Below are 18,783 nucleotides of genomic sequence, written 5' to 3'. Positions count from 1 at the left end.
CGCAAACCAACAAACCGCAAAAGCCGCCTTGGCTGGCGAAAGGTGCGTAGCGTTCAGGTGGGGCCTGTGCCGAGGACCCCCACCCATCCGGCAGGAAGGTATGAGATGTCGCTCGACGCGTTCCGCATCCCTGGCGGCTCCTTGGATGACCTGGTGAGTCGGTTCTTCGGAGGGGATCCGTTCGCGGGACGTCCGGTGGAGCGGGTCGACCTGTCCCGGCTGCTCTCCACCGAATCGCGGCAACTCCTGCAACGGGCAGCCGAGCAGGCTACAGAGTGGGGCAGCCCGTACCTCAACGTCGAGCACCTGCTGTGGGCCGCTGCCCAGTCCGACCCCACCCGCCGGATCCTCGACGCGAGCGGCGCCGACTCCGACGACCTGGCTCGCCAGATAGAGTCGGCCGTCCCCAGGGGCAGGCCACGCGAGGACACGCCTCCGCTCGCGCCGGCGGCGAAGCGCGCCCTGCTCGACGCGCACCGCGAGTCGCGACGGTCCGGCGCGACATACATCGGCCCCGAACACCTCCTACTCGGCATCGCCGCGAACCCGGAGACGACCGCGGGCCGGGCGTTGCGGGCCCTCGGTGAGGCCGTCACCGGGCCCACGCCGCCGGCTGGCGGCGCCGGTGGGCGCGGGGCCAGCAGCACCCCCACCCTTGACCAGTACGGGCGGGACCTCACCGAGGACGCCCGGGCCGGTCGGCTCGATCCGGTCGTCGGGCGTGACGACGAGATTGACGACACGATCGAGGTGCTCTCCCGGCGTACGAAGAACAATCCGGTGCTCACCGGCGAGCCGGGCGTCGGCAAGACGGCGATCGTCGAGGGCATCGCACAGCGCATCATCAACGACGACGTGCCCGAAACCCTGGCCAACCGGCGTGTGGTCGCACTCGATTTGTCCGGGATGGTGGCGGGCACCAAGTACCGCGGTGAGTTCGAAGAGCGACTGAAGAACGTGATCCAGGAGGTGACGGCCGCCGAGGACGAGCTGATCCTCTTCATCGACGAACTGCACACAGTTGTCGGCGCGGGCGGCGGTGGCGAGGGGGCGATGGATGCCGGCAACATGCTCAAGCCCGCCCTGGCCCGCGGCGAACTGCACGTGGTCGGCGCGACGACACTGAACGAGTACCGTCGCTACATCGAGAAGGACCCGGCGCTGGAGCGCCGGTTCCAGCCGATCCTGGTGTCGGAGCCGAGCGTGGAGGACAGCGTCGCAATCCTCAAGGGCGTACGCGACCGGTACGAGGCGCACCATCAGGTGCGCTACACGGACGAAGCGCTGGACGCCGCGGCTGAACTGTCCCATCGCTACATCACCGACCGGTTCCTGCCGGACAAGGCCATCGACCTGCTCGACCAGGCGGGGGCACGGGTCCGGCTGCGTTCCCGCACCCCGGCTCCGGACAAAAAGGAGATCGAAAAGCGGCTGTCCCAGCTGCGCCGGGAGAAGGACAGCGCGGTGGCGAACGAGGACTACCAGCGCGCGGGTGCGCTGAAAGCCGAGATCGGTGCGGCCGAGCGGGACCTGGCGGCGGCGCAGGAGGGCACGCCTCCGGTGCCCGAGGTGCACATGAGCGACATCGCCGAAGTGGTCAGCCGCCGTACCGGTGTTCCCGTCACCCAGCTCACGGAGGTGGAGAAGCAGAGGTTGAGGCGCATCGAGGAGCAACTGCACGAGCGCGTGGTCGGCCAGCACGAGGCCGTACGGGCTGTGGCGGCCGCCGTACGCCGATCGCGCTCCGGGCTGAGTGACCCCCAGCGACCCGACGGGTCGTTCCTCTTCCTCGGCCCCACCGGCGTCGGCAAGACCGAGCTGGCCCGAGCCCTCGCCGCGGCGCTCTTCGGCGACGAGTCCAGCATGATCCGCTTCGACATGAGCGAGTTCCAGGAGCAGCACACAGTCAGCCGACTGGTCGGAGCGCCCCCGGGCTACGTCGGGTACGAGGAGGCCGGCCAACTCACCGAGGCGGTTCGGCGCCGGCCATACTCGGTGCTGCTCTTCGACGAGGTAGAGAAGGCGCATGCGGATGTGTTCAACGCGCTGCTGCAGGTGCTCGACGACGGTCGCCTCACCGACGCGCAGGGTCGCACCGTCGATTTCAGCAACACCATCCTGATCATGACAAGCAACATCGGCGCGGACCGCATTCTGGCCGCCCAGACGGCAGGGCGTCCGGTCAGCGACCAGCGCGAGGAACTGATGGGGCTGCTGGGGCAGCGGTTCCGGCCGGAATTCCTCAACCGGATCGACGAGATCATAATCTTTACCGGCCTAGACCGGGACCAACTCCTCGAGATCACCGGCCTACTGCTGGACCGCACCCGCCGCCGGTTGCACGCACAGGACATCAACCTTGAGGTCAGCCCGGACGCCACCCAGTGGCTGGCCAACCGGGGCTACCAGCCCGAGTACGGGGCGCGGCCACTGCGGCGCAGCATCCAGCGTGAGCTGGAAGACCGGCTATCGACCCTGCTGCTCGAGGACGGGGCGAATCCCGGCGACACCATCGAGGTCAATGTCGTCGGCGGCGAACTCGACCTCTCGGTCCGGCCCGCCGCCGCGTCGGCCGGCACATGATGCCCGTCCCACCATCGTCATCGAAAGCCTGAGGAACAGCTCACGAATGACCTGCTCCTTCGGGCGTCGTGTCCACCATCTGCAGCACCCTCTATCTAATGCCGATCCCACAGCGGTGACGCTTTGACGAGCCGCCTCGCCTCGGCGCGGAGGTCGTCCGGGTCGGCGGTCTGATCGACGTGGAGCCTGGTCTCGCCGATCACCCGCGTCTCGTGCCGGATCCAGTTCTGCAAGAAGTGCTCGGTGAACCAGGTGGTGAGCAGGTTGAGCATCCGGTCGTCCCAGGGCCGGATCAGAAACGTTGGTCAGCTTCATCTCCTCGACGCGCCCCACTGCCCGAGGGGTCCCGGCCGGGGTACGCGCGGATCCGTTCCAGCAGCGGGCGCATGCCATGCCACGTGGATCACGACTGGCCCAGGTTGGTGACCAGGTTGACGGCGACGGCCAGGATGCCAGTTCCGAAGGTGTACGAGAGCAGTGCGTGCCCGAGCGCGATCCGGCGCATGTGGTTACTCGTCGGTTCGTTCTCGCCCGGGGCGTAGGACATGCCGACCGTGAAGGCGATGTACGCGAAGTCGGCGTACGCCGGTGGATCGTTCCGCTTGAAGTCGATGCCACCGCTGTTGTCGCGGTAGTACAGCCGGGCGTACTTCAACGCGAAGACCGTGTTCACCAGCGCCCACGCCAAGACCACCCCGATGACGCTGAGGATCACCAGCGTGACAGCGACCATGTCCTGCTGGTTCGAGGCGCGCACGAGCGCCTCGCCCACGACGGCGAGACTGACAACGGACGCGATCAGGATCGCCGAGTCAGTGGAACGGGAGTGCCGCTCCGCCTCGGCAAGCTGCTCGGTACGCTTCGGGCTCGCCGACCAGCAGGCCCGCCACACCCAAACGAGGATCGTGCCCGCCGCGATCGTCCAGACCACCAGCGGCGTCAATTCCGGCGCCCCGACCAGCGCGGCGGCCGCCCCGGCGACGACACCGACGGCCAACGACCACAGCGCACGCCTGACCGACAGCAGGCGTCCCAGCGCCGGTCGTCCCGATCGCTGCTCCACCCATTCAGCGTTCCGGATCAACCGGGTCGAGCAGCGGAAACCCGGAGCCATCACCGGATCGGGCTGCGCGAAGGTGGCGAGTCGACGGCGATCCACGCTCGAAGGCGGCTCGCGGCTGGTCCCGCATACGATGCTCGATAGAGCCAGACTGTCGCCGTCCGGGGCGCCGATGAGACGGCCGGCAGCCGGACAAAGTCATCCGGCGGTTGCGCTCACGGGAGAAGTGCCGAGCAGGAGGCTGGCCGGCCAGTAACAGCCTGCGTCAGGGCAGTGGAGCCTGCGGCGAATCCCGGAATGGCCATCGGACCAGTCCGGTTTCGCGGAGAATGTGCTGGCGAACGAGTAGGCCCGGATCAAAAGCAGGGAGTCGACGTAGCGTCGGTGACGGCGGCGCTGCGTGGCGAAGATCCGATGATCCGCGACCCGCGAGCCGGATGAAAATGGGTGTTCAGCGGCACGACTGCCGGTGACAGGCCAGGACAGCACGAAGGACTCCACTTGGTACGCCCGGACGAAACGAAGGCGCCGCGCGACCGCAGCGCCAGAGGCGGAAGAGCGGCAGTGCGGTACGAGGACGACCTGCCAGCTCAACGGCGTGTTTCAGTGAGCCGGCACGGCCGTCGCTGCCAATCGGAACGGTTCCAACAGCATGGACACGTCGCATCGTCGGGCCGCAGGCTCCGGTGCGGATTGGGAGTCACGGATGTGGGCTGTCGCCGCCGGCGTTGACACACTACGCCTGATCACGGTCGTTGAGGCCGCCGCAGGCTTCGGACTGATGCCCGCAGCCATCACCTACGTTCTGTCGATCTACCCACTCACCTCACAGCTCAGTAACGCGGCCCGTAAGGTGCAGACCCAAGCCGACGAACCAGCGCTTCCCGTTCCTTTACTACTTCCGGGCGAGGGAACTGTCGGCCACACTCCACACGTTCATCCGTGGCACCGCCATGGTATGTCTGCAGGCACGGTGGTGCATCTCCACGGACGCCGCCCATATGCCCGTGTGCAGGGGCGCGAACTGCAGCTTCGTCTTCAGCACTCCATCGACCAATACGCCATCGGCTTCCTGATGCGCGACCCCCGGTGCCTGCGCCGTCCGCTGGACGCCGACGACGCGCGTCGCCGCTGGCAGAGCTTGACTGACGCAGCCGGCAACTGGGGCGTGGACCGCCCTGGGGAGGACGAGACGGATCTCGACGAGTTCGCCCGGATCGTCGGATACTGCCAGACCTTCCTGGATAACCTGGCCGAGCAACATCTTTACCCGCCCGCGCAGCCTCCAGGGTGCGGGTGGCTTAACGTTAGTAGTCGATGGGTGAGCGCCAGTCGCCGACGAAGTGCCGGCGGCATTGACCCTCGCACGCTCCGGTGACACTGACCCCGGCGGGCAGCCTGTGGGCGACGCTGGTGATGGCGTTCGTTCTGGGGGCACTTCACCTGCTCGCACCGTACATCCGCCGGAGGCTGCCGGTGCCCACCCACGCGGTGGCCTCGCTCGGTGGCGGCATCGCCGCAGCGTACGTCTTCCTATACCTGCTGCCGCGCCTCGCCGAGGGCAACCAGGCCGTGGCCCACGTGCTAGAGGAAAAGGTCGACGTCACCCCGGCGCGCGGATTCATCCTGTTCTTCGTGGCGCTGATCGGCTTTTTCACGTTCTACGTGCTGGAACGCGCCACCCATCGCTCAAGCGGCCACAAGCAGGAGCCAACCCGGGTGGTCTTCGCGTTCCAACTCGGCTTCTTCGCCCTCTACAGCGGGCTGATCACGTACACCCTGGCGACCAAGCTGCACGCCGGGCTCGGGCCGGCGGTGCTGTTCGCCGTCGCCATGGGGCTGCACGTGCTGGCCACCGACGGCGTGCTGGCCCAGCACTTTCCGGTCAGCCTCACCACCCGGTGGCGCCTCGTCCTCGTCGCCGGTGCCGGCACCGGCTGGCTGGCCGCTGTCGTCGCCCAGCCGACCGGCCTGCTGATGAACCTGCTCACCGCGTTCCTGGGCGGCGGGATCCTGCTCAACGTCTTCGTCGACGAACTAACACCCGAGCGTCACTCCAGCCTCACCTGGTTCACCGCCGGCCTGGCCGCCTACTCCGGCCTTCTCGCGATCGCAACCTTCACCGGTACGGGCGCCGCCTGAGGGCGGCGACTCACATCGCCGCACGCCCGCCCCCAGTGCCTCGACCCCACCAGCGAGGTATCGCGCCCGCCATGCCCGCACCTTCCGCCGGGCTTACACCAACCCCGGCGGCCGAGCCTGGCGATCTACCACGTGACTTTCGCCGTCAGCAGGCCGCCGGCGCCTTCGTCTGGGGCTGGTGGCCGACGCCGCGGTGCTGGTGACGGTGGCCTCGGCGTGCCTCCTCCCGAGCGGCAGCCGGAGTTCATGAAAGCGATGGAGCTGGTCCGCAGCTACCGGCAACGCCCCGGGATTGTGCGCTGGGGACTGTTCCGCGAGAGGGAGTCCCGGGAACTGACCGACGAACGCGCGGAAGAGAGGTAACAGCGGGTCAGGCCGTACCCTGGCGGTTAACCCGCCCCTCCCCGGCCGCCTTCGACCGACCATGGTCGCGCTCGGTGCCGGCCGATCCGGTTGCGGTGTGCTCGTGCCGCTGGTCCGGCGAGTGCTCCACGGTGGCCCCTTGCCGGCCCCGCGCTCCGCTGCCCGGGTGCCGGCGGCCCCGCGCCGACACGCCGCCGCTGTCATGCTTGTTGCGCTTGTGGCTACCCATGCCCGGTGGGTACCCGGCACCCGGGCCGCCCATGCTTTCGAGCGGACGGCTCCGACGAAAAATGCCGAACTTGCTCGGTTCGCCGAGCTCCTCAAGACGGACACGGACGGCGGGCCTTCCATCATCTGCACCGCTATCGGGCCCGCGGGCACCGCCGCCGGAGTCGATAAACCCTGACCCCACCCACACTCGGGCAAGCCCTCCCTGGTCCAGAATAGGGGTGAACCGCCCTGAAAGCGATACACCGAACAAACCTAACAAAGTGCTACTACGCACCACGACAGATTTCGATCAGCTCTGCTGATGTTGCCCCTGTGGCCCTACCAGCCGCGCCGTGACCTGCCTCAGCGGCGGGCTGCTGGACAATCTTCTTCATCCTTTGCCAGGCCGCTCGGGCCGGAGATCCGCCCAGACCCCACCGCCACCAGCTGCTGCCACCCGGCTCTGCGGCCGAGATGCCGACCCGCGTCCAGTCCGTCACGCTCACGGAAGACGAATCCGAAAGAGCGGCACCCGCGTTCGACAACGCCGCCGAACTCGCAGCAGCACTGCGGTGACTCACCACACGAACGCCTCCCTCATCTCGGCCAGAAGCGTGCAGTTCCCAGTGGCAGCACCGACGACCTCAACGTTTCACACACCGTTACTCAACGCGGGCAAGATCAGCACAGGTAGGGCCAGTATGGCCGTCCTCGTGGAGCCCTGTTCGTCCGTCATAGCCAGCCGAGCGGGGCTCCGGCCGCACTGCACCCCGTGAGGTCGCCCTACTGGGAGGACGCCGTACCGCCACCATGGAACTGTCGTCACCGTCACCGGTGCCCGCCAAGGCACAGGATTGGGGTCCGAGGAACTTGCCAAGATCGGACATCCGCTATTCGGCACGTCCGGACGCTGGGTGGCCTCGGGAGCAGTCACCGTCCGCGGCACGCGGTCGGCGGCAGATCGGTGCGTCTGTCACGGCCAGGGATGAGGCCGCAGAGACCGCTCGGCGGACCGAACACAACCGTGCCCGTCTATATCTTGCATGTGGGCCGCGTTCACCTTGCCCGCGTCCTGCACCCGGCCCGACAGCACCCGGCCGCAGTAATGCGAGTCGGCGATTAGCCAACGCTCGTCGTGCGGTGCCTCGGCGGGCGCGGGCTCGCCCGCGAAGTACGCCGCCAGCGCCGCGTCCCCTGCCCCGGACAGCCAGCGCTCGGCCGCGCGCAGCCCCTGGGGGAGGGCACCGCATGGTCCGGCACGCCCAAGAGCAGCTGATAGCGCTGGCATGAGGCGCCACGGCAGGTCGGCGACCGGCCATAGGGTGCCGAATCACGCATCCTGCGCCGGCTCGTAGGAAGCCTGCGGGCAGGCCGAACATTCGGCAGCCGCCGGACGTCGGTGACGGCCGTCCGGCATTCCCGATATCCGCCGCTTTGCCGCCGAATCTGATGACACCCTGAACGCGGGCACGCCTGCGGGGTACACAGGGAGTGCGGTCGCGAGCCAGGAGAGGCGGCATCAAGATCACGGTGAACGGCTTCTGATGCGTACCGCGCTGATCGTGTTGGCCGCGCTGGCGGCGGCCGTGGTCGTGGACCTGGTCTCCGCCGTGCTGATCCGTTGGGGTGCCCTTGGCCGCTACAAGTGGCTGCTGGAGCCGCTGCGGCAGGCCTGCCGCCGCCCGGCGGCCGCGGTCCTGCTGGTCGGGGCACTGCACTACGCGCTGCCGCCCGGACCGGCCGAGTGGCAGCGTTATCTGCGGCACGCCATCCTGCTGATCCTGATAGGCGTCAGTGCGTGGCTGGCGATCAGGGCAGTGAACGTTTCCGAAGCGGTCGCGTTCAGCCTGCTGCCGAGCGATTTGGCCACGAGCCGCCGGGTCCGGCGGGCCCGGACCCAGATTCGCCCGATGCGGCGGCTCACGGTGGCCGTTGTCACGGTCCTCGCAGTCGGCCTGATCCTGATCACCTTCCGGCCGATACGCCTCGTCGGCATCTCCATTCTGACCTCGGCCGGGGTGGTCGGCGCGGTGATCGGCCTCTCCGCCCGAACTGCGCTCGGCAACGCGTTCGCCGGCATCCAGGTCGCCTTCGCCGACGGGCTGCACGTCGGCGACGTGCTGGTGGTGAACGGCGAATGGGGCCGGGTCGAGGAGGTGAAGCTGACCAACGTGGTGATCCGACTCTGGGACGAACGGATGCTCATCCTGCCGACCACGTACTTCACCGAGCGGCCGTTCCAGAACTGGACCCGGAACGAGTCGCGGGTCATCGGCAAGATCCAGCTACATGTCGACCACACCGCCGACCTGGACGACCTGCGCCGAGAGGCACGCCGACTGGTCGAGTCCTCACCGCTGTGGGATCGAGACCGGTGGGTGCTCCAGATGGTCGACGCCACCCCGCAAACCGTGGTCATCCAGGTGCAGGCCTCGGCCGCGGACGGCGCCAGCGCCTGGGACCTGCGCTGCGACCTACGCGAGGGACTGATCCGCTACCTGCGCGACCAGCACCCCCAGTGGCTACCCCGCACCCGCAGCCAGTACCAGCCCTGACCGGCAGGTCGGGCGTGGTCGTCCCGGGCGCCGATGAATGAGTTGGCGCCTACCGGGGACTAGGGACCAGCCGACGGGGACGGGAGGCGGCGATGGGCGTCGACCTGAGCCACATCTTCCCCAGAACCGGGCACTCGCCGCCAGGAACCTTCTGACCGCACTGTACGTGAAGATCGATGACTGGCTCGGGCGGCCTCGAAGGACCGGTAGGCCACCGAAGCTTTCCGATGCCGAGTTGCTCACTCTGACTGTCGCGCAGGTGCTGCTCGGCGTGCATTCCGAGGCCGGGTGGCTGCGGTTCGTTCCCGGGCATCTGCCCGAGGCGTTTCCGTACCTGCCCGGACAGTCCGGCTACAACAAGCGCCACAGGCGGCGTTGCCGCTGCTCAAGAGCGCTATCCGGGCGGTCGCCGCAGACACCGACATGTGGTCGGACACGACGTGGGTGGTCGACTCCACGCCGGTGGAATGCGCTCGGTCGAGGCCGACGGTGAAACGGTCGGCTCTGGCGGGGCGGGCCGGGTGCGTGCGGCTACTGCGCTTCGCACTCGCGGTTCTCTTGGGGTCTGCGTCTGCGGCAGGTAACGCCTGCCACACGCCTTCGAGGAGATCATCAAGACATGCGGCGCGCAGACCGCAAGGTTGTCAGGGTTGAGGTTCCCCCGGTTTGCCGGAGGGTTGGTTACCTGGCGCCGGTGGGCTCAGGCTGAACGATAGCCGTCTGGTCCTGTCGTGCCTGGTGGGTGTGCCAGGCGGTTTCGTACTCGTCTGGGGATCGCCAGCCGAGGTCCTTCTGGATGCGGCGGGTGTTGTACCAGCCATCGATGTAGGTGAAGATCGCGTTCTCCGCTTCGTCGCGGGTTCGCCAGGAGTTGCGGTAGACCAGTTCGATCTTCAACGTCGACCAGAAGTTCTCCATCAGGGCGTTGATGCCCCTATGTCAAGTCACGGGTGTGGTTGATCTTCGGTGGGGTGAGGGCGCGGCGGATCTCGGTGAAGACTTGGCGGGCGATGTAGCGCTTGAGCAGGCGCAGGATCTCTTTGCGGCTGGAACCGAGCGCCGTGCGGCGTGCTGCGTACTCGCGGATGCGCGGATCATGCATGAGGCGGTTGTTGGCGATCGTCCATAGTGCGCTGTTGGCGGCGCGGTCACCACCGAGGTTGAGTCGGTGGCGTTGGGTTTTGCCGCTGGAGTGCTCGACCGGGCTGACGCCGCAGAGCGCGGCGAATGCGGCCTCGCTGCTCAGCCGGTCGGGGTTGTCGCCAGCGGTCGCGAGGAGTTGGGCTGCGGTGATCGGCCCGATGCCGGGCTGGTTTTGCAGCCGGGGAGCGGTCTGGCGGACGATCGCCTCGACCTGGGCGGTGTTCGCGCGGACCTCGGTGTCGAGGAACTGCCAGCGGCGGGCCAGCGAGGCCAGGGCGAGGCTGATGCCGTCGGCGCCGGTCAGCGTGGCGCAGGCGGCGGCGAGGTGGTCGGTGCGCCGGCGGTCCAGCTGGGCGCGCTGGTCATCGTCGAGTTCGAGGATGAGGCTGCGTAGCTGCAGTTCGGCTTGGGTGCGTGATTTGGTCGCGCTGCGCCGGGCAACCAGTAGAGCCCGCAGTTGTCCGGCTGGTCCGGTGCGAGTCTTGGGGGTGGCGGTTGCGTCGCCGGAGAGAACCGCGCGGGCGGCGTTCTCGGCGTCGACGGGGTCGGACTTGCCTCGGCGACGCCGGGCAGCGCGGTCGGGTCGGTTGACCTCGAACACGGTGATGCCGCGGCCGGTCAGGAACTGGGCAAGCCGGTAGCCGTAGCTGCCGGTGCCCTCCACGCCAGCTTGGGCGAGCTGCCCGAACCCGGCGACCCACTGCCACAGGTCAGCGTGGTGGGCGTCGTCGGTGGGAAAGCTGGCTATGCCGAGGCGCCGGCCGAGTGCGTCGAGGGTGACCGCGACGTGCAGATCCTTGTGGGTGTCGACGCCGAGGGTGATCACGGATGCTGCTGCCATGGGGGTCCTTCCACACGAGCTGACCGGGGGATTGCGACCGTCGGCCAGTCCGTGGACAGGACACTCAACATGCAGGTCAACGCCCCTATCGGGTCACAGCGGGCGTGGCCGCGATCGCGGCGAGGAACGCCGCCCCAAGGCCGACAGATCAACGCGTCGGCACCCGAAGGGCCACTCGTAACTCGGGTCAAGCCCCGAGGCGACGCCCACGACCATCATGGCCGCACGACCGATCCGGGGCCACTCGTATGACGGGTCAGGCCACCGGGACGACGTTCCTCCCCACCATGCTGGACTGAGTGTCGTAGCAGTCGGCGACCGAGCCCATCGACGCGAGGACGCCGCAGGAACGCAGGGTTCGGCCGAACTCGAACGACGTGTACTGCGTCCCGCGATCCGAATGGTGAATGAGCTGATCGCGGGCGGGCCGACGATGCTGGATGGCCATGCCGACCGCGTCGAGGATCAGCTCGGTGCGTAGATGGTCGGCCATCGCCCACCCGACGACTCTTCGGGAGTAGGCATCGACCACCACAGCGAGGTAGAGAAAGCCTTCCCAGGTGCGCAGGTAGGAGATGTCCGCGACCCACAACCGGTTCGGTGCCGCAGCGGTGAACTGCCGCTGGACCAGGTCCGGCGCGGTTGCCGTTGACGCGGCCTTGCGGCGGGGCTTACCGCGCCGCCGGCGGTGGGCGCCCTCGATCCCGGCCAGCCGCATCAGCCGGGCCACCGCCTTGCGGTTCCACCGGTGGCCGCGCTCGTGCAACTCAGCGGTGAGCCGGCGGGCGCCGTAGACGCCGCGGTGCTCTGACCACGCCTGCCGGGTGATCTCGACGCGCTGCTGGTCGTGGCGTTTCCGCTCAACAGCGCGCTGATGTCCCTGCCGAAGCCAGTCGTAGAAACCGCTGTGCCCGACGCCGAGAAGTCGGCAGAGCAGACGGACCGGGTAGATGGTCTTCTCCGCGTCGATGAACCGGTACACGTCGGTACGATTCACCGCTCCGTCTCGCGTGCGAAGAAGACCGCGGCTTTTTTCAAGATCTCTTTCTCCAGCTCCAACTGGGCGACCTGCCGCCGCAAACGCACCAGTTCGGCCCGCTCGTCAGCGGCCAGATCGCTCGGCCGGCCGCCGTCACGTTCCTGCCGCATCCGATCGACCCAGTTGCGCAGCGTCTCGTGGTTGACGCCCAACTCCCGACCCACATCCCGAATAGTCCGACCGGAGTCGAGCACCAACGCCGCAGCCTGACGGCGGAACTCCTCGGGGTACTTGCTCTGTCGAGCCACAGCGTTTCCTCCTCCTCAGCAGGATGCCAAGTCAGGAGGTGTCCAGTCTCAGGGGGTCACTTCACTCACCGCTGCGGTGTGGTCCCGAACTTCCGCTGGGTGCCCTCTTGCCTCGACCACGATGGATTGGTAGGCGAACCAGCTACGACTGGCCCCACGTGAGGGCACTGCAGAAAGGGTGTAACACCAATTGGTGTGTCGAGCGTGTCGCAGCGCAGTGTTACTCGAGCTCGCGTCAGGTGGGCGGTGAACATGGCACCCTGTCCGGTTACCCGTTCGCGAGTGCGTCGCTATGGGAAGGGCGTCTGTGGCGGAAGATGAGGGTCGACCGCCGGAACCTGCTGTCCGCTGCCCTGCGGGCGCACACCGCAACCACCATCCTCTGCGGGCGTGATCGGCACAGGCCCAGGTGCCGATGGTGCGGCGAAGGTGACCGGGGCGTCGAACGCGGCCCGGCGGGCGGCTCGGCGCAGCGCGGCCAGGACAGCCGGTCCGACCAGGACGATGGCGACGGCGGTGGTGACCGCCCGGCCGGTGTCCCAGCCGAAGGTGGAGGTGACGGCGGTGAAGACCGCGAAGCGGTGCAGGTTCTCCAGCACCGGTGCACCGGCGACGTAGGAGAGTTGAGTGTCCGCGCCGACGCTGAACGGCCAGAACCAGAGGTTCATCAGCAGCCCGTACGCGTAGGCGGCGACCGCGCCGTACCCGGCCAGCACGGCGATCTCGGCCCGCCCCCGCAGCCGGGACGGCAGCAACCCCGCGCCGAGCCCCAGCCAGGCCGCGGCCAGCATCTGGAACGGCAGCCAGGGTCCGACCCCGGCGGTGAGCAGCGCGGAGGCGAACAGCGAGATGGCACCCAGCAGGAAACCGAACCCGGGTCCGAAGACCCGGCCGGCGAGCACGAGCAGGAAGAACACCGTTTCGATGCCGGCGGTGCCGGCGCCGAGCGGGCGTAGGGCGGCGTTGACGGCGGCGAGTACGCCGAGCATCGCCAGGGCTTTGCTGTCGATGCCGCCGGAGCTGAGTTCGGCCAGAACGAGCGCGAGCAGGATCGGTAGGACGACAATGAAGACCAGCGGCGCCTCGGTGGTGCGGGCCATGCTCTCAGGTTGGGCGGGGACGAAGAACGGCCAGGTGAAGGTGGCGAGCGCGGCGACGGAGGCCAGGGTCAGGATGACGGCGGTGCGCGGGGCGACCCGCAGCACGCTCATCGCGGCACCTCGGTTCGGGTCAGCGCCGTGGTGACCTGGTCCACCGTCAGCCAGGACTGCGGGGCCAGGACCTTGGCGACCTGGGGCGCGAACGCCGGTGAGGCGAGCATGACCTCGGCGGCAGTACCGTCGGCGACGATCTCGCCCTGAGCCATCACCACGACCCGGTCGGCGAGGATGGCGACGAGTTCGACGTCATGGGTGGCGACCACGACCGCCCGACCCTGCGCGGCCAACCGGCGGACCACGGTGGCGAACTGCCGCTTGGCCCGGTAGTCCAGCCCCCGAGTCGGCTCGTCGAGCAGGACCACCGGCGGGGCGGCGGTGAGCTGGACCGCGAGCGCGAGGGCCAGCCGCTGCCCCTCCGACAGGTCCCGTGGGTGCCGGTCGGCCGGCAGCCCGGGGGTGAGGTGGTCCAGCAACTCCCGGCAGGTCCCGTCGGGCACCTCGGACTCCCGGTCGGCCTGGGCGCACTCGGCCGCCACCGTCTCCAGATAGAGCAGGTCGCCGGGGGTCTGCGGGACCAGTCCGACCCGGCGTCGGGCCTGCGCGGCGGGCAGCGCCTTCGGATCGGTGTCGCCGTCCGGGCCGGGCACGGTCACCGTGCCGCTCTGGCGTGGGCCGCTGCCCTGCACTGCCCAGAGCAGGCTCGACTTCCCGGAGCCGTTGCGGCCCATCAGCGCGACGACCTGTCCCGGGTGTAGGTCGAGGTCGACGCCGCGCACCGCCACCGTGCCCGGGTACCGCACCACGACGCCCCGCGCGGTCAGCGCCGGTACGCCGTCCGGCACCGGCGCGGCCGGTGGGGGCGACGCGTCGGCGAGCCGCTGCCGGAGGTCGCCCGCACGACGCCGGGCGTCGCGGACGGAGAGCGGCAGGGGTGTCCAGCCGGCGACGCGGCCCAACTCGATCAACGGCGGGGCCAGCTCGATGCCGGCGAGCACGGCGTCCGGTGGCCCGTCGACGACAGTGCCGTCACCGGGCAGGTAGAGCAGCCGGTCGGCGTACTGCACGACGCGTTCGAGTCGGTGCTCGGCCACCACCACGGTGACGCCGAGGTCGTGGACCAGGCGGGTGACGGCGGCCAGGACGTCCTCGGCGGCGGTCGGGTCCAGCGCCGAGGTCGGTTCGTCGAGCACCAGCACCTGCGGATGGCTGGTGAGGACCGCGCCGATGGCGACCCGCTGCTGCTGCCCGCCGGAGAGCGTCCGCAGCGGACGGTCCCGCAGCTCGGCGATGCCGAGCAGGTCGAGGGTCTCCTCGACGCGCTTGCGCATGACCGGCGCGGGCAGCGCGAGTTGTTCCATGCCGTAGGCGAGTTCCTCCTCGACGGTGTCGGTGACGAAGCCGGCGAGCGGGTCCTGACCGACCACGCCGACGACGTCGGCCAGGTCACGCGGCGGATGTGCCCGGGTGTCCCGGCCGTGCACGGTGACGGTGCCGTACAGGGTGCCGCCGGTGAAGTGCGGCACCAGGCCGTTGATGGCCCGCAGCAGCGTCGACTTGCCGGCTCCGGTGCGCCCGGCGACCAGGCACAGCTCGCCCTCCGGGATGTGCAGGCGGACGTCGCGCAGCATCGGCTCGGGGCTCTCGGCGTACCGGACGGTGACCCGGTCGAAGTCGATCATCGGTGCGCCTCCGGCTGGGCGGTGTCGCGAGGCGACGTGTGGTCGGTACGGCCGCTCGCCGCCGGTGGCACGGGCAGCGGTCGCGGGGCGGGGTTCGCCGTCGGCGCCGGTGGGGCCAGCCAGGCCGGTGCCACCGCCACCAGCACCGCGAGCACCACCAGGGGCGTCAACTCCGGCCAGGTGAGCGGGCTGACCGGCGGGTAGAGCCGCTCCGGATCCACCGTGCCGGCCATCGTCATCACCGCAGCAGTGGCCAGGCCGCACCCGGCGACGGCCAGCTCGGCCAGCCGCCACCGGTCGGGGCGGTAGCGGCTACGCCGCACCTGACGCCCGGCCAGCAGCATTCCGGCCACTGCCGTGGCCAGGCCGGCGACCAGCATCGGCAGACCGAGGTAGCCGGGCACGGTCGCGTCGAGCAGGCCGTACGTGCCGACGCAGACACCGACCAGCCCGGCGAGCACCAGGGCGCCGGTGAGTGCACGCTGACCGGCCGGTACGGCGGCGGTGCGTCCGTAACCCCGCGAGTCCATCGCCGCCGCCAGGGCGAGGGACCGGTCCAGGGCGTCGGCCAGCACCGGCAGGGCGATGCCCCGCAGGGCGCGCAGGCCGTGCCCGGCAGCACCGCGCAGTCGGCGGGCGCGGCGTACCCGCAGCACGCTCTCGACCAGTTGCGGGGCGACCGACAGGGCGACCACCACCGCCGTGCTGACCGCGTACAGGGCGCCGGGTACGGCCTTGAGTAGCCGCTTCGGGTTGGCCAGGGCGTTGGCGGCACCGAGGCAGATCAGCATCGTGGCCAGCCGCAGCCCGTCGTAGAAGCCGCCGAGGAGTTGTTCGGCGGCGACGGGACCGAACAGCCGGATACCGGCCGCCCAGGCGGGCAGCGGGATCTCCGGCAGGTGGAGCAGGACGTGGTCGCCCTGACCACCGCCGAAGACGAGGCGGAACAGCACCCGCATCGCCACGATCACCGCACCGAGCACCAGGTACATCCGGAACGCCAGCGCCCAGGGGGCGTCGCCGCGACGACGGACCACCACCAGCGCGGCCGCGGCGACGATCATCGCCAGCGGCAGCGGGTTCGTGGTGTGGCTGGCGGCGGTGGCCAGCCCCAGCGCCCAGCACCACCACGCGCCCGGGTGCAGGCTGCGCGGTAGCCGGCCGGCCCGGACGGACCGGGCCCCGGACCACGCCGACACCCGGGCGGGCGGTCCGCTGTCGACGACGGCCCGGTCAGTCATCCGGGGTACGCCGACGACGGGCCGCGAGGACACCGCCGCCGACCAGTGCCACCAGCAGGAACAGCCCGGCCAGGGTGCCCAGCGGCAGACCGTCGCCGTCCCGGGCCCCGGTCACCTCGACCGGCGGGAGCGAGCCCGTCGGGTCGGTCGACGGCACGGGGGCGGCGCCCAGGGGCGGAACGACGCTCGCCGTCGGCGGCACCTGCGGCGCAGGGCCCGACGGGTCGCCGGTCGGCGCGACCGGGACCGAGGCGGCGGGCGTACCACCTGCACCGGTCGGGGTGCCGACGCCGGGTGCCACGGGTGCGTCCGCGGTCGGTGGCGGGAGGGCGGGTGGCGGGTTGCCCGGTGCTGGTGGGGTAGGTGCGGGTGGTGGCGGGGCCGGTGCCGAGGTGCGGGGCGGCGGCGGTGCCGGTGGTGTGGTGCGCGGCGGTGCCGGCCGGTTCGGTGCCACCGCGGGTCGCGGCGCATTGTCGGCGCTGCGGTTCAGCGAGAACGACCAGCCTTCGAAGCTGCCCGCCGGGGGCTTGCGGTTGAGGACCCCCTTGTCGCTGTACGTCCAGGCACCGCCGTCCGGCGCGTGCCAGTACGACCAGTAGGCGCTGGCCGGCGGGGTGTCCACGCACTTCTCCGTCGCGGCCGAGGGTTTACCCTCGATCCGGCAGATGAAGCCCTCGCCCCAGCGCAGGGTGCCGGTGATCTGGAAGCCGGCGCTCTTCAGCGCGGCAAGGCCGGTGGCCTGGTCGCCCGGGGCGCAGCGGACCACCACCCCACCGCCGAGCTCCTTGAAGTCGACCACCACGGTCACCCCGTCGGCGTCCGGACAATGACCGGCGCGGCCGGCGGCCTGGGCCGGAGCCGCCCCGACGGCCGTGCTCGCGGCGGTCACCGCGAGCACCACTGCCGCACGGACCGCCCGGCTGCTCATGTGGCCCGCCGGCGGCCCAGCACCAGCAGCACCGCTCCCCCGCCGACGAGCAGCAGCGCGGTGAGCACGTACCCGCCGATGGCCACGCCGGTGGTCGGCAGGCGTCCCGGTCCGCCCGCGACCGGGCTGGTGCTCACGGTCGGCGTGGCGACAGGCGTGGACGGCGTGTCACTCGGCGTCGGGCCGGCGGTCGGCGTGTCGCTCGGCGACGCGCTCGGCGTCGGGCTGGCGGTCGGCGCGTCGGTCGGCGTCGGTGACGCGGACGGTGCGGGCGAGCCGGTGGGCGTGGGCGACGCGCTGGTCGACGGGGTAGGGCCGCCGGTGGGCGGCGGATCGAGACCGATCCGGCCGAGCGGCACCTGGGCCAGGCCGAGCAGCGCCTGGGCGGTAGCGCGACGCCACTGGTCCCGAAGGTTGCCGGCGATGCCCTCGTCGACCGCCTCGGTCAGCGCGCCGGTGTCGTAGGCGATGGCTCCTGCGTCAGCCGTAGCGGCACCACCGTTGGCTCCGGTGAGCTGCAGCGCTGCCAGGGCCTGGGCGGCCCGGGTGGCCTCGGTGTCGCGACCGGCCGCGGCGAGTGCCTGACCGGCGAGGCCGGTACTGTTGGAGTTCGCGCCGCTGGTCGGCCCGGACCCACCGAAGGACCCGTCGGCGCGTTGCTGTGCCACCAGCCAGTCCGCGCCGCGTCCCGCCGCGTCGTCGGCACCCGCGGCCAGCAGCGCCTGGACGGCCATCGCGGTCGAATCGACATCGAGCGTGGCGTTGCTCTCGGCGTCGCAGGACGGCGACGGTGCGCCCGCAGCATCCGGGTACAGCCGAAACCCACCGGCCGCGCACTGCTGCCGGACCAGGAAGTCGACCGTCTCCTGCGGTGCGCCGCCGCTGCGGGCCAGACCGAGGACCGCGAAGCTCTGATCGAAGGTGTTGGACGGGTCCTGGCCGGACTCGTCGGTGGTGCGGCTGGTGATCCGACCGTGCTGGTGACCGGTGTGCGCCCCGGAGACCAGCGCCAGGGTTTCCGCCCGTAGGTCCCAGCCACCGAAGTCGGTCGGATCGGCGCCGGCGGCGGAGGCCGCATAGAGCAACTTCGCGGTGGCGCCACCGTCGGTGAAGCCCTCGATGCCCCAGTCGTCGTAGCTGTTGTAGGAGCGCACGTTCGCGGCGATCTGCGCGGTCGCCGCCTGCCGGGTCGACGGGTCGACGCCGGTGGCGGCCAGGGCGAGCATGCCGTCGATGGTGAGGCCCCAGTCGGCACCACCGAACGGCCCGGGCAGGACACCGTCGGCGTACTCGCCGGCGAGCCAGGCTGCGGCGTCACGCGCGGCAGCGCTGTGGGCCGCAGAGGAGGCGGCCACCCCAGAAGGGGGTGTGGCGACGACGATGGCGAGCGCCGTGACGACGGCGACGCCGAGACCGGCGCCGACGCGCCGGAGCGGGGATGTGGGCATCAGGGGTGCCTTTCGCAGAGCGGTCGGTGAAAGCTCCGGAAGGCACCGGCAACGCCGTCGCGACGACGTGCCGAAAGTCGGCTGCCCGGACTTCACCCTGTAGACCTCGACAGTGGAAGCCGCTCGTCCGATTCGGGGCATTC

At 70.3% G+C, this 18,783-nt stretch carries 15 protein-coding genes and 1 pseudogene; 5 read left to right on the top strand and 11 right to left on the bottom strand.

Features of this window, described 5'->3' with window-relative positions; all coding sequences use genetic code 11:
- Positions 1-105 precede the first annotated feature (105 nt).
- The gene (locus C1A38_RS05210; RefSeq protein WP_013732893.1) at positions 106-2,583 is read left to right on the top strand and encodes an ATP-dependent Clp protease ATP-binding subunit; all 2,478 of its coding nucleotides are present in this window, start codon (positions 106-108) and stop codon (positions 2,581-2,583) included.
- 95 nt (positions 2,584-2,678) lie between these two features.
- Here C1A38_RS05210 and C1A38_RS31095 read toward each other — a convergent pair whose 3' ends face one another.
- Both C1A38_RS31095 and C1A38_RS05205 read right to left on the bottom strand, forming a co-directional pair.
- Entirely contained in the window at positions 2,679-2,855 is a 177-nt protein-coding gene (locus C1A38_RS31095; protein ID WP_158244849.1) for a hypothetical protein, read from the bottom strand.
- A gap of 131 nt (positions 2,856-2,986) precedes the next feature.
- Positions 2,987-3,742 carry a DUF1345 domain-containing protein gene (locus tag C1A38_RS05205; RefSeq protein WP_102656687.1) on the bottom strand — a complete coding sequence of 252 codons (756 nt, stop codon included), beginning with the start codon at positions 3,740-3,742 and terminating at the stop codon, positions 2,987-2,989.
- A gap of 607 nt (positions 3,743-4,349) precedes the next feature.
- On the opposite strand from C1A38_RS05205, the gene C1A38_RS30670 reads away from it, so the two are divergent.
- The 4 genes and pseudogenes from C1A38_RS30670 to C1A38_RS32550 form a co-directional block, all read left to right on the top strand.
- Positions 4,350-5,021 carry a hypothetical protein gene (locus C1A38_RS30670; RefSeq protein WP_146017439.1) on the top strand — a complete coding sequence of 224 codons (672 nt, stop codon included), beginning with the start codon at positions 4,350-4,352 and terminating at the stop codon, positions 5,019-5,021.
- On the top strand, positions 5,018-5,785 hold the full coding sequence (locus C1A38_RS05195) for a hypothetical protein (RefSeq protein ID WP_102656685.1): 768 nt from the start codon (positions 5,018-5,020) through the stop codon (positions 5,783-5,785). Before C1A38_RS30670 ends, C1A38_RS05195 begins: the two co-directional genes overlap by 4 nt.
- A gap of 2,117 nt (positions 5,786-7,902) precedes the next feature.
- On the top strand, positions 7,903-8,913 hold the full coding sequence (locus C1A38_RS05190) for a mechanosensitive ion channel family protein (protein WP_102656684.1): 1,011 nt from the start codon (positions 7,903-7,905) through the stop codon (positions 8,911-8,913).
- A gap of 151 nt (positions 8,914-9,064) precedes the next feature.
- Positions 9,065-9,505: pseudogene (locus C1A38_RS32550) on the top strand (IS982 family transposase); the annotation flags it as partial.
- Between the two features lie 89 nt (positions 9,506-9,594).
- On the opposite strand, the gene C1A38_RS05180 reads toward C1A38_RS32550, so the two are convergent.
- The 9 genes from C1A38_RS05180 to C1A38_RS05140 form a co-directional block, all read right to left on the bottom strand.
- Positions 9,595-9,831, bottom strand: coding sequence for an IS3 family transposase (locus C1A38_RS05180; RefSeq protein WP_033663699.1), 237 nt, complete (start codon positions 9,829-9,831; stop codon positions 9,595-9,597).
- Positions 9,832-9,847: 16 nt separating this feature from the next.
- Positions 9,848-10,897 (bottom strand): IS110 family RNA-guided transposase, encoded by a 1,050-nt coding sequence (locus tag C1A38_RS05175; RefSeq protein WP_102656683.1) that lies wholly within the window; start codon positions 10,895-10,897, stop codon positions 9,848-9,850.
- Positions 10,898-11,153: 256 nt separating this feature from the next.
- Positions 11,154-11,894, bottom strand: coding sequence for an IS3 family transposase (locus C1A38_RS05170; protein ID WP_102656682.1), 741 nt, complete (start codon positions 11,892-11,894; stop codon positions 11,154-11,156).
- Positions 11,891-12,184 (bottom strand): transposase, encoded by a 294-nt coding sequence (locus tag C1A38_RS05165; protein WP_013289120.1) that lies wholly within the window; start codon positions 12,182-12,184, stop codon positions 11,891-11,893. Before C1A38_RS05165 ends, C1A38_RS05170 begins: the two co-directional genes overlap by 4 nt.
- 290 nt (positions 12,185-12,474) lie before the next feature.
- Positions 12,475-13,395: an ECF transporter S component gene (locus C1A38_RS05160; protein ID WP_102656681.1), complete on the bottom strand. Its 921-nt coding sequence runs from the start codon at positions 13,393-13,395 to the stop codon at positions 12,475-12,477.
- Complete coding sequence (locus C1A38_RS05155; protein WP_102656680.1) at positions 13,392-15,023, bottom strand: ABC transporter ATP-binding protein; 1,632 nt, start codon at positions 15,021-15,023, stop codon at positions 13,392-13,394. Before C1A38_RS05155 ends, C1A38_RS05160 begins: the two co-directional genes overlap by 4 nt.
- Complete coding sequence (locus C1A38_RS05150) at positions 15,020-16,264, bottom strand: CbiQ family ECF transporter T component (RefSeq protein WP_102656679.1); 1,245 nt, start codon at positions 16,262-16,264, stop codon at positions 15,020-15,022. The genes C1A38_RS05155 and C1A38_RS05150 overlap by 4 nt, the downstream gene beginning before the upstream one ends.
- Positions 16,257-17,192, bottom strand: coding sequence for an SCO2322-related protein (locus C1A38_RS31090; RefSeq protein WP_102656678.1), 936 nt, complete (start codon positions 17,190-17,192; stop codon positions 16,257-16,259). Before C1A38_RS31090 ends, C1A38_RS05150 begins: the two co-directional genes overlap by 8 nt.
- Positions 17,189-18,640, bottom strand: coding sequence for a prenyltransferase/squalene oxidase repeat-containing protein (locus tag C1A38_RS05140; RefSeq protein ID WP_102656677.1), 1,452 nt, complete (start codon positions 18,638-18,640; stop codon positions 17,189-17,191). The genes C1A38_RS31090 and C1A38_RS05140 overlap by 4 nt, the downstream gene beginning before the upstream one ends.
- Positions 18,641-18,783: the final 143 nt, after the last annotated feature.

The organism is Verrucosispora sp. ts21 (genome assembly GCF_002879555.1).
GTDB lineage: Bacteria > Actinomycetota > Actinomycetes > Mycobacteriales > Micromonosporaceae > Micromonospora > Micromonospora gifhornensis.
Note: the sequence above shows the minus strand (reverse complement) of the source record. Positions and strands in the feature narration are given on the sequence as shown.

What these genes read in the sequence shown, in the direction of transcription:
- C1A38_RS05190 (WP_102656684.1), top strand. Translation starts at nt 7,903, where the DNA reads ATGCGTACCGCGCTGATCGTGTTGGCCGCGCTGGCGGCGGCCGTGGTC.
- C1A38_RS05175 (WP_102656683.1), bottom strand. Translation starts at nt 10,897, where the DNA reads ATGGCAGCAGCATCCGTGATCACCCTCGGCGTCGACACCCACAAGGAT.
- C1A38_RS05155 (WP_102656680.1), bottom strand. Translation starts at nt 15,023, where the DNA reads ATGATCGACTTCGACCGGGTCACCGTCCGGTACGCCGAGAGCCCCGAG.
- C1A38_RS31090 (WP_102656678.1), bottom strand. Translation starts at nt 17,192, where the DNA reads ATGAGCAGCCGGGCGGTCCGTGCGGCAGTGGTGCTCGCGGTGACCGCC.
- C1A38_RS05160 (WP_102656681.1), bottom strand. Translation starts at nt 13,395, where the DNA reads ATGAGCGTGCTGCGGGTCGCCCCGCGCACCGCCGTCATCCTGACCCTG.
- C1A38_RS30670 (WP_146017439.1), top strand. Translation starts at nt 4,350, where the DNA reads ATGTGGGCTGTCGCCGCCGGCGTTGACACACTACGCCTGATCACGGTC.
- C1A38_RS05150 (WP_102656679.1), bottom strand. Translation starts at nt 16,264, where the DNA reads ATGACTGACCGGGCCGTCGTCGACAGCGGACCGCCCGCCCGGGTGTCG.
- C1A38_RS05140 (WP_102656677.1), bottom strand. Translation starts at nt 18,640, where the DNA reads ATGCCCACATCCCCGCTCCGGCGCGTCGGCGCCGGTCTCGGCGTCGCC.
- C1A38_RS31095 (WP_158244849.1), bottom strand. Translation starts at nt 2,855, where the DNA reads ATGCTCAACCTGCTCACCACCTGGTTCACCGAGCACTTCTTGCAGAAC.
- C1A38_RS05210 (WP_013732893.1), top strand. Translation starts at nt 106, where the DNA reads ATGTCGCTCGACGCGTTCCGCATCCCTGGCGGCTCCTTGGATGACCTG.
- C1A38_RS05180 (WP_033663699.1), bottom strand. Translation starts at nt 9,831, where the DNA reads ATGGAGAACTTCTGGTCGACGTTGAAGATCGAACTGGTCTACCGCAAC.